A 14,903-nucleotide genomic window follows, 5' to 3' on the forward strand; every position below is an offset into this window, starting at 1 on the left:
CTGCAGGAAGCTGCCGAACTGCGACGCCAGCACGATGTAGATGAAGATGACGGCCGCGCCCAGCGCGAACAGGACTCCCCGAAAGGCCTCGGCCTGTTCCTTGGTCTGGCCGCCGACGTCGAAGCGATAGCCCGGCGGCAGCTGCGTCTCCTTGACGATCTTCTGCACGTCGGCGCCGACGTCGCCGCTCGGCCGGCCCTGGGTCCCGGCGTAGATCGCCTGGCGCCGCTGCAGGTCCTGGCGCTTGATGACGACCGGGTTCTCGATCGGCACGATGTCGGCGACGCGCGACAGCTCGATCGGCGTGCCGTCGCGGGCATAGGCCACCGGGAGGTCGTCGAGCTGGGCGACGTTCTCGCGCGCCGTCTGCGGCAGGCGCAGCTCGACGTCGACCTGCTGCCCGTCGGGCGAGGTCCAGTAGGTCGCGACGTCGCCGTTGACGAAGGCGCGCAGGCTGGCGGCGAGCTGGGTCGCCGTCAGACCGAGCTCGCGGACGGCATCCGGCTTCAAACGCACCGCGTAGGCCGGCAGGCCCGGCTTCACGGAGGTCGTCAGGTCGGTGATGCCCGGCACCTTGGCGACCTTCTCGGCGAGGCGCAGCACCTCGGCATCGAGCACCTGCGTGTCGGGGCCGAGCACGGCGACGTAGACGGTGAAGTTGCCGAGCGTGACCTCGATCCCGGGGATCGGCTTCAGCGCCTCGCGGATCGCCTTCTCGACGTCGCGCTGGCTCCGCTTGCGTTCGGACGGCCTGACCAGTTGGAGCGACAGGCTCGCCGAGTTGCGGCTGCCGTTTCCGGTGTCGCCGATCGTGGTCGAGACCATGCGCACCTCCGGCAGCCGGCGCACCGCCTCCTCGACCTGCAGCAGCTTGTCGCTGCCGCGCTGCAGGCTGGTGCCGACCGGCAGGGAGACGTTCAGCTGGATGTAGCTGTTGTCGCTCTCCGGGATGAACTCGGTGCCGACCAGCCTGGCCAGGCCGAGGGCGGCGCCGAAGCTCGCCACGCCGACCAGGAGCACGATCGGCCGCGGCGTGATCGTCGCCCGGCGCAGGACGCGCGGCGCGCTCCGGTCGGGTCGGCCGCCGCCGTCGAGCGGCCGGCCCCAGGCCGGCAGCGGCAGCCGGTAGCGGCAGCCCGAAAAGATCCAGTGGATGAGCCGGGCGTAGACGGCGTGCAGCATATCGAGCAGGCGGTCGGTGCCGCGCATGAGCTGGCCGAGCACCGGCAGGCGCAGCAGCCGGTTCGTCGGCGGGTCGCGCCAGATGCTCGACAGCATCGGGTCGAGCGTGAAGCTGACGAAGAGCGACACCAGCACGGCGACGGCGACGGTGACGCCGAACGGGAAGAAGAACTTGCCGACGATGCCCTTCATGAAGGCCACCGGCACGAAGACGGCGCAGATCGCGAAGGTGGTCGCCATCACGGCGAGGCCGATCTCCTCCGTGCCCTCGCGCGCCGCGGTGCGATGGTCCTTGCCCATGTGGACGTGGCGGACGATGTTCTCGCGCACGACGATGGCATCGTCGATGAGCAGGCCGATGCAAAGGGACAGCGCCATCATCGTCATGAAGTTGAGCGTGAAGCCGAACAGGTAGACGGCGATGAACGACGAGATGACGGCGATCGGCAGGGTCAGGCCGGTGATGACCGTGCTGCGCCAGCTGTGCAGGAACAGGAAGACGATGGCCACCGTCAGCAGCGCGCCTTCGATGAGGGTCGTCTTGACGCCGTTCAGCGACCGCCCGACCCAGTCGCTGTCGGCGTAGACGAGTCGCAGCTCGACGCCCGGCGGCATGGTCTTGCGCAGCTCCTCGGCAGCGGCCTTGACCGCCTCGCCGGTGTCGACGATGTTGGCATCCTGCTGCTTGAAGACCTGGAACGAGATCGCCGGCACGCCGTCGACGCGAGAGATCGACGTCGGCTCGCGCTCCCGCTCGACGACGCTGCCCAAGTCGGCCAGACGCACGACGGCGCCGCCCCGGTTCGCGACCACGATGTCGGCGAAGGCCTTGGCGTCGCGCACCCGCCCCTCGACCCGGACGATGGCGTCCTCCTTGCTGCCGCTGAGCAGGCCGACGGGCACGTCGGCATTGGCCCGCTGCAGAGCCGTCGCGACGTCCGACGGCGTGAGCTGGTGCGCGCGCAGGCGTTGCGGGTCGAGGTCGATGCGGACCTGGCGGACCGTCAGGCCGCCGACGTCGACGCGAGCGACGCCGCTGGCCCGCTCGAGCCGCTTCCTGACCACCTGGTCGGCGAGCAGCGAGAGCTCGCGCGAGCTGCGGTCGCTGCCGATCAGGGACAGGTAGACCGTGGGCTGGGCGTTGTCGCTGTCGAAGCGGGCGACATAGGGGGGCTTGGCGTCGCGCGGGAAGCTCGGCTGGACCGCCGCGACCTTGTCGCGCACCTCCTGCACGGCCCGGCTCATGTCGGCGCTCAGCTCGAATTCGACGCCGGTCTCGCTGCGCCCCTCGAAGCTGTTCGAGCGGATCATCTTGACGCCGGCGATGCCGTTCAGCGCCAGCTCGATGGGCTGCGTCAGCTCCCGCTCCGTGGCGTCGGGCGATGCGCCCGGGTAGGCGACGCTGACGTACACCACCGGCGGCGCGATGTCGGGCAGGCGCTCGACGCGCAGCTGGCTGTACGAGAAGAGGCCAAGCACGCACAGCGCCGCCATCGCCATGGTGGCGAGCACGGGGTTGTCGATCGAGACGCGGGTGAACCACATGGCGCTCGGCTCAGGAACGCGGCACCGCCGCCGCCGAAGCCGCCGCTGCCCCGGCGGGTGCCGACGCGCCGGGGCCCCGCTCCGCCACCACGCGGGCCGGCGCGCCTTCCTTGAGGTTGTCGAAGCGCACCGCGAGGACCTGGGCGTCGGCCGCCAGGCCGCTGCGAACCTCGACCCGCCCGTTCGCCGCGTCGCGCCGGCCGGTGACGATGATGCGGCGGACGAGCACGCCCTTCTCGAGCGTCCACACGTAGTCCTGCCCCGACGCCTGCCCCACCGCGGCGGCGGGCACGGTCAGGCGCTCCAGCTCGTCCGCGAGCTCGACCCGCGCCTGCGCGTACTGGCCGGCGCGAAAGCGCTCGCCCCGGTTCTCGAGCACGACGACCACGCCGATGGCCCGGGTCCCGGCCTCCGCCGCCGGCGCGATCCGGTCGATCCGGCCGGTGACCGTCGCGGCCTGGCCCTCGACGCGGACGGCAGCCTGCTGACCCGCTTGCAGCAGCGACACCTCGTGCGTGCCGACGCTGCCGGCGAGCTCGAGCGTGGCGAGGTCGACGACGGTGACGATCTGCTGCTCGGCGCTGACCTTCTCGCCCGGGACCACGTGACGCCGGCCGACGATGCCGGCGATCGGCACCGCGAGCGTCGCCTCCCGCACGCCGAGGCGCGAGGTCGCGAGCTGCGCCTGGGCCGACTTCATCTGCGCCCGCGCCGCATCCAGGCGGGCCTGCGATGTCTGCAACGCCGTCGGCGAGATGAAGTTCTGCGCCGCCAGGCTGACGTTGGCGGCATGCTGCCGCTCGGCCTCGACCAAGCTGGCCTGGGCCGACTCGACCCCGGCCGAGCGGTCGGCGACCTTGCTCTGCATCTCGGCGAGATCGATCTCGCCGATGACCTGGCCGGCGCGGACGCGGCTGCCTTCGTTGACGGCGAGGCTGAGCAGGGTCCCGGCCGCCTTGGCCCGCACGACCGCCGTCCGCGGCGCGACGAGCGGGCCGGAGAACTCGATGGTCACCGGCAGCCGGGCCAGGGACGGCCGTGCCACCTCGCTCGCGACGAACTCCAGCGGCACGGGGGGCTTGTCGTTCTCGGCAGCGCCGAACCTCGAGAAGCCGCTGACGATCTTGGGCAGGAGGGCGAGGACGACGGCCGTGAGCAGGATCAGCGCCAGGGCGCTGCCGATGACGAACCGCCGGCGGCCACCGGGCTGCCCGGGCGCTGGTTCAGGGGTCGAATCCGCCATGCCAGGCAGTGTAGGACGGCACCCCGTGCCGGTCAGGCGCCGATGCGACGGAATGCCGAAGCGCAGGGCCGAGGCGCGGGGGCCGACGACGGCCTTGCCGGGTCGTCCGACGCCCGCTGCGCCCGGCCCGCGGCCGAGCCCCTCAGGCCGGGCTGGCGCTGCGGGCCAATGCCCGCAGTTCCTCGTCGCTCAGCTTCGGGCCGTCGAGCGTGCAGCGCTCGTTCTGCGTCTCGGCGGTGCGAAAGCGGGCGACGACAGGCTTCAGCTCCGGCTTGACGTGCGCCTCGCTCGTGCCGTTGAAGAGATGGCCGAGCAGGCCGCGGTTCAGGTCGCTGGTCTTCATGGCCCAGTCGGCGACTGGGAATGTGAGATTCATGTTGCAGTGCATCATGATCCCCAGGTTGTGGTGCGCCGCATGGTGGCGGCGGATCGTGTTGATGAACGGCATCTTGCGCACGAACGCGCTGTCCGGCACGTGGCAAAAGAAGTGGAAGGTCTCGTAGACCATGTAGTGGCCGATCATCGTGACGAACACGACGTAGCCTGCGTTCGGGTTGATGACGGTAGCGGCGAGCCAGCCGAGCAGGCCACCCATCACGCCGAGCACGAGCAGCACGCGCCAGGGGAAGAAGACGATCCGGAACTCCTTGATGCTGCCGATGGTGTGGTCGTTGTCGGTGAAGTACTGGTGGTGCTGGCGCGTGTGCCGGTCGTAGATGGCGCGCAGCGCGAAGACGTCGATCAGCCGATGCATCACGTACTTGTGCATCGCCCATTCGGCGAAGTTGCCGGCCAGGGCGACGGGCACGACGAGCAGCCACTCCCAGGTCGGATTGGCCATCCGGCTCACGCACCAGACGATGGCGCCGATGCCGGCGGCGTACATGACGCCGATGTGCAGGAGCCCGCTGTACCAGGGGCTGATCTCGGACACATACTTGGCGCGGAAGGCGCGCTGGCGCTCGGTCATCATGGGAAACACCTGTACGGGGCAGCAGGAACGGCTGATATATTAGTCGGATATCAGGACCGTCGTCAAGGAAAGGTCAAGGCGTGGCAGAGCCCCAGCAGGCGCGCAAGAAGCGGACGATCCAGGACATCCGCGAGTCCAAGCGCAGCGGCGAGAAGATGGTCTACATGTCGGTCCCCGACTACACCTCCGCCAAGTGGGCCGAGATGGCCGGCGTCGACGTCGCCGTCGTCGGCGACAGCCTGGCCATGATCGCGCACGGCCACCCGAGCACCATCCCGGCGACGATGGACATGATGGTGATGCATGCGGCGGCCATACGGCGCGGCGCCCCGAACACCTTCACCCTCGGCTGCATGCCCTACCAGAGCTACCACACGGTCGACAAGGCGCTCGCCAACGCGACGCGCTTCATGCAGGAGGCCGGCACCGACGCCGTCAAGCCGCAGGGCGGCAAGTCGCAGGCGCACATCCTGAAGGCGCTCGTCGACGCCGGTATACCGACGGCGTCGCACATCGGCATGACGCCGCACACCGTCGCCGTGTTCGGCGGCTTCCGGATCCAGGGCAAGACGGCGGACGGCGCGATGAAGATCCTCGAGGACGCGTTCGCCATCCAGGACGCCGGCTGCTTCATGCTCGAGTTCGAGGCCGTGCCGGCGAAGATCGCCACCGTCATCTCGCAGCAGCTGGAGATCCCGACCATCGGCATCGGTGCCGGCGTCGGCACCGACGGCCAGATCCTGCTCTGCCACGACCTCCTCGGCGTCTTCACCGATTTCAAGCCGAAGTTCACGAAGCGCTTCGCCAACCTCACCGAGGTCGCCGTCAAGGGCATCTCGCAGTACGTCGCGGAGGTCAAGGCCGGCACCTTCCCCGATGACGACCACAGCTACGGCGTCGACGAAAAGGAGTACGAGAAATTCCTCTCGCTCGTCGAAAACCGCAAGCAGCACTAGGGCCTTCGAGCCTCAGCGACCGCGCCTATGCCGATCTCGAGGAGATGATCGTGACGCTGCAGCTCGCGCCGGGTGCGGTTGTGTCGGAAGCCGAGCTGTCGGAACGGCTCGGCATCGGCCGCACGCCGATCCGCGAGGCGCTGCAGCGCCTCGCCCGCGAGCGGCTCGTGAACATCCTGCCGCGGCGCGGCGTGATGGTCTCCGAGATCAACGTGCGCAGCCAGCTGCGGCTGCTCGAGGTGCGGCGCGAGCTCGAGCGCCTCATGTCGCGCTCGGCGGCGCGTCGCGCTTCGGTCGCGGAGCGGGCCCGGTTCCGCCGCATCGCCGACGCCTTCGAAGCCTCGGCGGCGGCCAACGACGACGTCACCTTCATGCGCACCGATCGCGAGTTCAACTCGCTGCAGGCGGCGGCCACGCACAACGAGTTCGCCATCGGTGCGATGGCGCTGATGCACGGGCTGTCGCGCCGCTTCTGGTACATCCACTACAAGCAGGCGGCCGACATGCCGCTGACGGCGCAGCTGCACGCCGACATCGCCCGCGCCATCGCCGATGCCGACGAGGCCGGTGCCGCCCGCGCCACCGACAAGCTGCTCGACGCCATCGAGCGGTTCACGCGCGACAGCGTCGACGCCGACGCATGAACGGCATGAAGACAGCGGCGATCGCCGCAACAACCCAGGAGACGACATGAACCTCAAGCGCAGAACGATCGTGCAGGGCATCGGCGGGGCCGGCATCGTCGCCGCCCAGCCCTTCCTCGGCTTCCCGGCCCTGGCCCAGAACCAGGCCGTCCGCGTCGGCGTCATCGCTCCGAAGGCCGGCATCGCCGGCACCATCGGCGAGTGCGGCCTGCGCGGCACGCAGTACGCCGTCGAGCGCATCAACGCCGCGGGCGGCATCGCCGGCCGCAAGGTCGAGCTCATCGTCGAGGAGGAGACCAACCCGAAAGACTCGATCGAGCGCCTGAGGAAGCTCGTCCTGCAGGACAAGGTCGACTGCGTGCAGGGCATCGTCTCGTCGGGCGTCAGCCTGGCCATGGGCGCCGTCGCCGAGGAGATGAAGGCGATGCTGATCTTCTGGGACGGCACGACGCAGGACGGGGTCAAGGAGACGATGGCCAACCCGCGCTACGTCTTCCGCAGCACCGACAACGAGTGCGAGGCGGTCATGGGCTCGCTCCTCGCGGTGAAGCACTGGAAGGGCAAGTTCAAGACCGTCGCCGGCATCAACCCGGACTACTCCTACGGCCGCAACAACTTCGCCGCCTTCCAGGCGCTGCTGAAGAAGTTCGGCGTCGAGCACACCGTCGTCGCCGACCAGTGGCCGAAGGTCGGCACCACCGATCTCAACTCGCACGTTGCGGCGCTGAAGGCGGCCAAGCCCGACCTGGTGTTCTCGTCGCTGCTGTTCGCCGACCTGCCGATCTTCATGCGCACTGCGCACGCCGCCGGCCTGATGGACGGCGGCACGAAGTTCGTGTTCCCGGCCGCGGGCTTCCAGCACACCGGACTCAAGAAGGCGTTCACGCCCGAGGGCATGATCTTCGGCCACAACACGCTGTACTTCGACCACCCGAAGGCGAGCCCGCTGCAGAAGCAGTTCGTCCAGGAGTACGAGGCCAAGTACAAGGACTACCCGCACTGGGAGGCCGACCGCGCCTACTTCGCGATGCAGGTCTACCGGGCCGGCGTCGAGGCGGCGCAGAAGGCCAAGGGTGCCTGGCCCGGCAAGGAGGACGTAATCAGCGCCATGGAAGGCATCAAGGTCGAGTCGCTCGGCGGCCCCGGCCAGATGCGCAAGGACCACATCGCCGAGCAGACCTTCTACCAGGGCATCACGACGCACGCCAACCGCTACGACTTCCCGACCCTCGGCAACATCGACACGATGTACTCCGACCAGCTGCAGAAGCCGGCCGGCGCCGACTTCTGGAAGTGGATCGAGACCGCGCAGATCAAGCTCTGATCAAGAAATCTTGACCGCGTTCTTCGACATCGCGATCGGCGGCGTGTTCCACGCCGCCGTTCTTTTTCTCGTCGCGGCGGGGCTGCAGCTCGTCTTCGGCGTGCAGAAGATCGTCAACCTCGCCTGCGGCTCGTTCTATGCGCTCGGCGCCTACTTCGGCATCTCGGCCGTGAAATGGGCCATCGCGCTCGGCGTGCCGCCGTCGATGTTCCTGGTCGTGCTGCTGGCCTCGGGCGTCGTGCTGGGGCTCATCGGGCCCTTCATCGAGGCCCTGCTGCGCACGGTCTACGAGCGCGACGAGGCGTTCCAGCTCCTTCTCACCTTTGCGCTGGTCCTGATGTTCCAGGACGTGCTGCGTTTCTTCTGGGGCGCCAACCCGCAGCAGCTCGGCAACTTGTCGATGGAGTACGGCAAGCTCGCCATCGGTGCCGTCCAGGTGCCCACCTACAACGTGCTGGTCATCGTCGCGAGCATCGTCATCGCCCTCGGCATCGGCGCCTTCCTGCAGCGCACGCGCTACGGCCGCATCCTGCGCGCGACGGCCGAGAACCGCGAGATGAGCCAGGCCCTCGGCGTCAACGTGCGCTGGATCTACACCAGCGTGTTCACCCTCGGCACCGTGCTCGGCACCGTTGGCGGCGCGCTCGTCGTGCCGACCGCGGCGGCGTCGCTCGACATGCCGGTGGAGCTCGTCGTCGAGGCCTTCGCAGTGGTCGTGATCGGCGGCCTGGGCAGCATGCGCGGCGCGCTCGTCGGCGCCCTCATCGTCGGCCTGCTGCGCGCCGCGGCGATCACCTTCTACGCCGAGCTCGAGATGCTCGCCATCTACCTGGTGGTGATCACGATCCTCGTCCTGCGGCCGGCCGGCCTGTTCGGAAAGCCGATCGAATGAGGACCGCCATGGTCCTGCTGGCCGTGCTCGTGCTGGCCGTCTTCCCGCAGGTCGCCGCGCCGTACTACATCACGCTGGTGCTGCCGGCGCTGGCCTACGGCATCGCCCTGCTCGGCTTCAACCTGCTGTTCGGCACGACCGGCCTGCTCTCCTTCGGCCACGCCCTCTTCGTCGCCATCGGCGCCTACGGCGCGGCGGTGCTGTCGAGCAAGCTCGGCGTCCGGAGCTTCGAGGCGGTGCTGCTCCTCTCCGGTGCCGCCGCCGTGGCCATCGCCCTGCCAGTGGGCCTGCTGTCGGTGCGCTACGTCCGCATCTTCTTCGGCATCCTGACGCTGGCCTTCGGGATGCTCTTCCACTCCTTCCTCTTCAAGTTCTACGACCTGACCGGCGGCGACACCGGGATCCGCGTCCTGCGCCCGGCGCTCCTCGGCATGGACTTCAAGGAGCTCGACAAGACCGCCTTCCTCATCGGCCCCTTCTACTACTACTGCCTGGCCCTGCTCATCGTGCTCGGCCTGGTGATGTGGCGGCTGGTCCATTCGCCGTTCGGCCTGCACCTGGTCGCCATCCGCGAGAACCCGCGCAAGGCCGAGTACCTGGGCGTGCGGGTGCGGCGCTTCCGCCTGCTCGCCTTCCTGATCTCGGCGTTCTACTGCGCCATCGGCGGCGTCATCCTGGCCATCAACACCGGGCAGGCCGACCCCGAGCTGGCCTACTGGACTCACTCGGGCGAGCTCGTCTTCATGACCGTGCTGGGCGGCTTCGCCAGCTTCTTCGGCCCGCTCGTCGGTGCCTTCACCTTCATCTTCCTGAAGTCGGAGCTGATGGGCGTGACCCAGTACTGGCGTTTCGTCCTCGGCCTCACCCTGCTGCTCATCGTGATCCTTTTTCCGCGCGGCCTGATGGGACTCGCCAACGACTTCTGGGCCCGGGTGAGGCGCCGATGAGCACGCCGCTGATCGAGACGGTGGGCGTCGGCAAGGCGTACGGCGACTTCGTCGCGCTCGACGACGTGACGCTCTCCATCCGCGAAGGCGAGCTGGTGTCGATCGTCGGCCCGAACGGCGCCGGCAAGACGACGCTGGTCAACGTGCTCACCGGCCTGCTCAAGCCGAGCGCCGGCATCGTCCGCTTCAAGGGCGAGGACATCGCCGGCATCGGCCCGGTCAGGCCGGCGCAGCGCGGCATGGCCCGTGCGTTCCAGCTCGTCCACATCTTCCCGGCGATGACCGTCGCCGAGACGATCGCCGTCGCCGTCGTCTCGCAGACCGGCAAGAGCCTGGGCCTGCTCGCCTCGCTGCGCAAGGACGCCGCGGTGCACGACCGCGTCCGCGAGGTCGCCGCCATCTTCGGCCTCGAGGGCAAGCTCGACGCCGAGTCGCGCCTCCTGTCGCAGGGCGAGAAGAAGCTGCTCGACATCGCCAGCGCCTTCGCGCTGTCGCCCGAGGTGATCCTGCTCGACGAGCCGACCAGCGGCGTCTCGAGCGGCGACAAGCACGGGATCATGAGGAACGTGGTCGACGCGGCCCGGCGCGCCGGCGTGAAGGCGATCATCCTCGTCGAGCACGACATGGACCTCGTCGCCGAGTACTCGAGCCGCATCGTCGCGCTGACCGCCGGCAAGGTCCTGGCCGACCGCGCCCCGGCGGAATTCTTCGCCGACCCGGTGATCGTCGCCGCCGTCGTCGGCAAGCTGGTCGGCAAGCTGAAGCGGGGCGCCTGATGCTGGCCATCGACAAGCTCACCGTCGACATCCAGAACAGCCGCATCCTGCGCGACATCTCGATGCAGGTCGGCGCCGGCCAGCTGGTCTGCCTGGTCGGCCGCAACGGCGCCGGCAAGACGACGACCTTCCGCACCCTCATGGGCTTCCTGCGGCCGCTGTCCGGAACGATCGCCTTCGACGGCACGGCCCTGGTCGGCATGCCGACGCACCGCATCGCCCAGCTCGGCGTCGGCTACGCGCCCGAGGAGAGCCAGGTCTTCGGCGACCTCAACGTCGCCGAGAACATCGAGCTGCCGACCTGGACCCGGCCGCAAGGCCGCGATGCGAAGACGCGCATCGACCTCGCCTACGAGATCTTCCCGAAGCTGCGCCAGTACGCCGCGCGGGGCGGCAACCAGCTCTCCGGCGGCGAGCGCAAGATGGTGTCGATCGCGCGCGCCCTCGCCCTCGACCCGCGCCTGCTGCTCCTCGACGAGCCCTTCGAGGGCCTGTCGCCGGCCATCATCCCGGCCCTGAGCGAAGGGATCGCCTCGATCCGCCGCCTGGGCCACGCCATCCTCATGGCGGAGTCGAACGTGCACCACATCCCGGAGTACGCCGACGTGCTGTACGTGCTCGAGCGCGGCGAGATCATCTACGAAGGCAAGCCGGGCGACACCTACCCGTCCGAGGTGATGAAGGTCATCGGCGGCGCCGCCTGAAGGTCGAGGAGACGACATGGACACCGCCGCCAAGGCCCGGAACTTCCAGGCCATGCACCTCGGGCCGCAGCTGCTCGTCATCGCCAACGCCTGGGACGCAGCCAGCGCACGAATCTTCGAGCAGGCGGGCGTGCGCGCCGTCGGCACCGGCAGCGCCGGCATCGCCTTCAGCCACGGCTACCCCGACGACGAGTTCATTCCGCGCGAGGTGATCCTGGCCGCGACGCGCGAAATCGTGCGCAGCGTCGACGTCCCGGTCACCGCCGACATCCTGAACGGCCTCGGCGCCACGGTCGACGCCGTCGTCGCCACCGTGCGCGAGGTCATCGCGATCGGGGCGGTCGGCGTCAACATCGAGGACGGCAGCGAGGTCGGCGGCGCGCACCTGGTCGACGTCGAGCGGCAGGTCGAGACGATCCGTGCCGTCTGCGCCGCCGCCCGCGACGCCGGCGTGCCCATCGTCGTCAACGCCAGGACGGACGCCTACTGGCTGAAGCTCGGCGACGACGCCGAGCGCCTGCGCACCTCGATCGCACGCGCCAACCGCTACCGCGAGGCTGGCGCGAGCTGCCTGTTCGTGCCGGCGGCGAGCGACCCGGAGACGATCCGCGCCCTGGTCCGCGAGATCGACGGGCCGCTGAACATCCTGACCGTGCCGGGCTGTCCTCCCATCCAGGCGCTGCAGGATCTCGGCGTGCGCCGGGTCAGCGAGGGCTCGGGACCGATGCGGGCGACGATGATGCTGACGCGCCGGATCGCCGAGGAGCTGCTGCAGTCGGGCACCTACACCCGCTTCCACGCGGAGGCCGTCCCCTACCCGGAGGCGAACCGGCTGTTCGCTGCGAGGTCCAGCGCCGCGCCGGCACCGCGCAAAGCCGCCGCCGACGGGTCCAGCACGACCTGAGTCGCGATCTTCTCGAGGTACGGGCGAAATCGACCCTTGGCCTCGAAGCGCTCGCGGAAGTCCGAACGATCGATCAGGGCGCCGAGCTTCGGCACGATGCCGCCGGCGATGAACACGCCGCCGCGGGCGCCGAAGGTAAGCGCCAGGTTGCCGGCGAAGCCGCCGAGGAAGGCGAGGAACAGGGCGACGGCGCGGGTGCACTGCGCGTCGGCACCGGCCACGGCCCGGGCCGCGATCTCGGCCGCCTCGATCGGCTCGGCCGAACCGGCCGCCAGGTCGCAGCACGCCCGGTAGAGGTTGACCAGCCCGGCACCCGACAAGGCGCGTTCCGCGGAGGCGTGCCCGAAGCGCTCGCGCAACCGCGCGACCACCGCCTCCTCGAACGGGTCGGCAGCGCTGAGGGTGGCATGGCCGCCCTCGCCGACGATGGGCACCGGGCCGGCCCACGTGGTCAGCAGGCCGGAGACGCCCAGGCCCGTGCCGGGTCCGAGCACGGCGACCGTCTCCCCTTGCACCGCCTCGCCGGCGCCGAGGGCTCGAAGCTCCTCCGGCCTGGACGACGTGAGGCCGTGCGCGAGCGCCGCGAAGTCGTTGATGACCAGCAGACGCTCGAGCTTCAGGTGCCGCTGCAGGCCGGCGATCGAGAACGCCCATGGCAGGTTCGTCATCGCGACCCCATCGCCGAGCACGGGCGTGGCGATGCCGATCGCGGCAGCCCGCGGCGGGGGCCGGCCGTGATCGGCCAGGTAGCGGGCTACGATGGCCTCGATGCCGCCGTGCGCCGCGCATTCGTAGCGTGCCGGATGGGTGAAAGCGCTTCCGGGTGCCTCGCTCCATGCGAAGCGGGCGCTTGTCCCGCCGATGTCGGCGACGAAGCGCGGATAGGGAGCGACGGCCGAGATCGTCATGTGGCAGATTCCGACTCCGCGGTCGCTCGGCACCGGGCTTCGCGGTCGAGCGTCATCGCCCGCCGGCAGCAGGCGGCGGCGCCGAGCGCGGCCAGCGCGGCGACCCAGAACACGGCGGCGAACCCGAGCGCTTCGCTCAGGGCCCCGCCGGCGACGCCGCCGATCACGCCCGAGGCGCCGTAGCCGAGCACCGCGTAGAGCGCCTGGCCCCGGCCGCGCTGGCGGCCCGGGAAGTGTCGCGACACGACGGCGATGCAGGCCGAGTGCTGGGCGGCGAAGGTTAGGGCGTGCAGCAGCTGGGCGACGACCAGCACCGCCAGGTGCGCGCCGAAGCCGGCGATGGCGGCGAAGCGCACCGCCGAGACGAGCGCGGCGACGAGCAGCCAGCCGTGCATCGACGACCGGTGCATCCAGCGGCCGCTGGAGAAGAACCAGGCGATCTCGACGAGCACGCCGAGGGCCCAGAGCAGGCCGATGGTGCCGGTGTCGTAGCCCAGTGAAGCGAGGTAGAGCGAATAGAAGGCGTACAGGCTGGTGTGGGCGAGGACGGTGAGGAACACGCCGGCGAAGAACCAGGCGACCAGCGGCTCGCGCAGCACGACGAGCGCGCTCCCAGCCTGCGGCGTCGCCGCCACGGTCTCGTGCGACGCCGGCACGCGCAAGGCGGCCAGGAGAAGGAGCACGAGCAGGCCGCTGGCGAGCAGCGGGAAGGCGCCGACCCCGACCTTCTGCAGGGCGAAGCCGCTCAGGGTGACCAAGGCGACGAAGCCGACCGAACCCCAGAGGCGGACCCGCCCGTAGCGGGCGACGTCGAGCTGGCCGCCGCGGCTGACCCGGTGCGCGAGCGCCGCCTCGCTGATCGGGATCACGCCGGCCGTGCAGAGGTAGAGCGCCACGGTCACTGCCGAGACCCACAGGTAGTCGCGGACGACGAAAAAGCCGATGGACGACAGCAGCGCGCCGGCCGTGGCGATGCGCAGCAGCGCCTCGCGGCGGCCGGTGAGGTCGGCGACCCAGCCCCAGGCGTACGGCATGAAGAGGCGCGTCGCGCTCTGCATCGACGTCAGGGCGCCGATCGCGAACGTGGTGTAGCCCAGGCTCTGGTACCAGAGCGGCCCGTAGGTGCTGAACAGCCCGGCGAACGCGAAATAGGAGAACGACAGGGCAGCGAACGGGACGACCGTCGGCGCCGCAGAGCGACCGTTCAAGGCGCGCGGGCGGGGATCGGTGCCATCGCGACGCGCACGTCGCCGCACTGGGCCCTGTGGCGCAGGGCGTGGTCCATCAGCACCAGCGCCAGCATCGCCTCGGCGATGGGCACCGCCCGGATGCCGACGCAGGGGTCGTGCCGGCCGAGCGTCTCGACCGTGGTGGCGCGGCCCTCGAGATCGATCGAACGGCGCGGGCTGCGGATCGAGCTGGTCGGCTTGATGGCGATGGAGACGGTGATGTCCTGGCCGGTCGAGATGCCCCCGAGGACGCCGCCGGCGTTGTTGCTGGCGAAGCCCTCGGGCGTCAGCTCGTCGCCGTGCGTCGTGCCGCGCTGGGCGATCGAGGCGAAGCCGGCGCCGATTTCCACGCCCTTGACCGCGTTGATGCCCATCATGGCGTGGGCGATGGCGGCGTCGAGCTTGTCGTAGAGCGGCTCGCCCAGGCCGACCGGGACGCCGCGCGCCATCACGTCGATGCGCGCACCGCAGCTGTCGCCGGCGCGGCGCAGATCGTCGACGTAGGCCTCGATGCGCGCGATGTCGCTGGAATTGGCGGCGAAGAACGGGTTGGCCGGGACGTGCTCCAGGCCTTCGAACGGGATGTCGATGTCGCCGATCTGGCGCAGGTGCCCGCCGAAGGTCGTTCCGTACGCTTCCTTCAGCCACTTGCGCGCGATCGCCGCCGCGCCGACCG

At 70.0% G+C, this 14,903-nt stretch carries 14 protein-coding genes; 8 read left to right on the forward strand and 6 right to left on the reverse strand.

The genetic code is table 11. From position 1 onward, the window contains the following. From AC30N0_RS05925 to AC30N0_RS05935, 3 genes are all read right to left on the reverse strand, one after another. A partial coding sequence (locus AC30N0_RS05925) for an efflux RND transporter permease subunit (RefSeq protein ID WP_489517002.1) occupies positions 1-2,727 on the reverse strand: 2,727 nt, incomplete at its 3' end. 10 nt (positions 2,728-2,737) lie between these two features. Next, on the reverse strand, positions 2,738-3,970 hold the full coding sequence (locus AC30N0_RS05930) for an efflux RND transporter periplasmic adaptor subunit (RefSeq protein ID WP_489517003.1): 1,233 nt from the start codon (positions 3,968-3,970) through the stop codon (positions 2,738-2,740). A gap of 142 nt (positions 3,971-4,112) precedes the next feature. After that, on the reverse strand, positions 4,113-4,943 hold the full coding sequence (locus tag AC30N0_RS05935) for a fatty acid hydroxylase family protein (RefSeq protein WP_489517004.1): 831 nt from the start codon (positions 4,941-4,943) through the stop codon (positions 4,113-4,115). Positions 4,944-5,023: 80 nt separating this feature from the next. On the opposite strand from AC30N0_RS05935, the gene panB reads away from it, so the two are divergent. The 8 genes from panB to AC30N0_RS05975 are packed head-to-tail and all read left to right on the forward strand — an operon-like array spanning position 5,024 to position 12,090. Continuing rightward, positions 5,024-5,899 (forward strand): 3-methyl-2-oxobutanoate hydroxymethyltransferase, encoded by an 876-nt coding sequence (panB, locus tag AC30N0_RS05940; RefSeq protein ID WP_489517005.1) that lies wholly within the window; start codon positions 5,024-5,026, stop codon positions 5,897-5,899. Positions 5,900-5,943: 44 nt separating this feature from the next. Further along, on the forward strand, positions 5,944-6,543 hold the full coding sequence (locus AC30N0_RS05945) for a GntR family transcriptional regulator (protein ID WP_489517006.1): 600 nt from the start codon (positions 5,944-5,946) through the stop codon (positions 6,541-6,543). A 46-nt stretch (positions 6,544-6,589) separates the two neighbouring features. Then, complete coding sequence (locus AC30N0_RS05950) at positions 6,590-7,867, forward strand: ABC transporter substrate-binding protein (protein ID WP_489517007.1); 1,278 nt, start codon at positions 6,590-6,592, stop codon at positions 7,865-7,867. A gap of 10 nt (positions 7,868-7,877) precedes the next feature. Then, complete coding sequence (locus AC30N0_RS05955) at positions 7,878-8,759, forward strand: branched-chain amino acid ABC transporter permease (protein WP_489517008.1); 882 nt, start codon at positions 7,878-7,880, stop codon at positions 8,757-8,759. Between the two features lie 8 nt (positions 8,760-8,767). Then, positions 8,768-9,706: a branched-chain amino acid ABC transporter permease gene (locus AC30N0_RS05960; RefSeq protein WP_489517009.1), complete on the forward strand. Its 939-nt coding sequence runs from the start codon at positions 8,768-8,770 to the stop codon at positions 9,704-9,706. Next, a complete protein-coding gene (locus AC30N0_RS05965; RefSeq protein WP_489517010.1) occupies positions 9,703-10,482 on the forward strand; it encodes an ABC transporter ATP-binding protein in 780 nt (259 codons plus the stop codon). Before AC30N0_RS05960 ends, AC30N0_RS05965 begins: the two co-directional genes overlap by 4 nt. Further along, positions 10,482-11,186 carry an ABC transporter ATP-binding protein gene (locus AC30N0_RS05970; RefSeq protein WP_489517011.1) on the forward strand — a complete coding sequence of 235 codons (705 nt, stop codon included), beginning with the start codon at positions 10,482-10,484 and terminating at the stop codon, positions 11,184-11,186. Before AC30N0_RS05965 ends, AC30N0_RS05970 begins: the two co-directional genes overlap by 1 nt. A gap of 16 nt (positions 11,187-11,202) precedes the next feature. After that, on the forward strand, positions 11,203-12,090 hold the full coding sequence (locus AC30N0_RS05975; protein ID WP_489517012.1) for an isocitrate lyase/PEP mutase family protein: 888 nt from the start codon (positions 11,203-11,205) through the stop codon (positions 12,088-12,090). Here the strand turns inward: AC30N0_RS05975 and glk are convergent. The 3 genes from glk to aroC form a co-directional block, all read right to left on the reverse strand. After that, complete coding sequence (gene glk, locus AC30N0_RS05980; RefSeq protein ID WP_489517013.1) at positions 12,000-12,998, reverse strand: glucokinase; 999 nt, start codon at positions 12,996-12,998, stop codon at positions 12,000-12,002. The two genes, AC30N0_RS05975 and glk, sit on opposite strands and share 91 nt — an antisense overlap. Then, the gene (locus tag AC30N0_RS05985; protein WP_489517014.1) at positions 12,995-14,206 is read right to left on the reverse strand and encodes an MFS transporter; all 1,212 of its coding nucleotides are present in this window, start codon (positions 14,204-14,206) and stop codon (positions 12,995-12,997) included. The genes glk and AC30N0_RS05985 overlap by 4 nt, the downstream gene beginning before the upstream one ends. Beyond that, the coding region (aroC, locus tag AC30N0_RS05990) for a chorismate synthase (RefSeq protein ID WP_489517015.1) at positions 14,203-14,903 on the reverse strand (701 nt) is incomplete at its 5' end. The genes AC30N0_RS05985 and aroC, both read right to left, overlap by 4 nt.

This window comes from Rhizobacter sp., from assembly GCF_031412495.1.
Taxonomy (GTDB): Bacteria; Pseudomonadota; Gammaproteobacteria; order Burkholderiales; family Burkholderiaceae_C; genus Schlegelella_A.

What these genes read in the sequence shown, in the direction of transcription:
- AC30N0_RS05960 (WP_489517009.1), top strand. Translation starts at nt 8,768, where the DNA reads ATGGTCCTGCTGGCCGTGCTCGTGCTGGCCGTCTTCCCGCAGGTCGCC.
- AC30N0_RS05970 (WP_489517011.1), top strand. Translation starts at nt 10,482, where the DNA reads ATGCTGGCCATCGACAAGCTCACCGTCGACATCCAGAACAGCCGCATC.
- AC30N0_RS05950 (WP_489517007.1), top strand. Translation starts at nt 6,590, where the DNA reads ATGAACCTCAAGCGCAGAACGATCGTGCAGGGCATCGGCGGGGCCGGC.
- AC30N0_RS05965 (WP_489517010.1), top strand. Translation starts at nt 9,703, where the DNA reads ATGAGCACGCCGCTGATCGAGACGGTGGGCGTCGGCAAGGCGTACGGC.
- glk (WP_489517013.1), bottom strand. Translation starts at nt 12,998, where the DNA reads ATGACGATCTCGGCCGTCGCTCCCTATCCGCGCTTCGTCGCCGACATC.
- AC30N0_RS05930 (WP_489517003.1), bottom strand. Translation starts at nt 3,970, where the DNA reads ATGGCGGATTCGACCCCTGAACCAGCGCCCGGGCAGCCCGGTGGCCGC.
- AC30N0_RS05945 (WP_489517006.1), top strand. Translation starts at nt 5,944, where the DNA reads ATGATCGTGACGCTGCAGCTCGCGCCGGGTGCGGTTGTGTCGGAAGCC.
- AC30N0_RS05975 (WP_489517012.1), top strand. Translation starts at nt 11,203, where the DNA reads ATGGACACCGCCGCCAAGGCCCGGAACTTCCAGGCCATGCACCTCGGG.
- AC30N0_RS05935 (WP_489517004.1), bottom strand. Translation starts at nt 4,943, where the DNA reads ATGATGACCGAGCGCCAGCGCGCCTTCCGCGCCAAGTATGTGTCCGAG.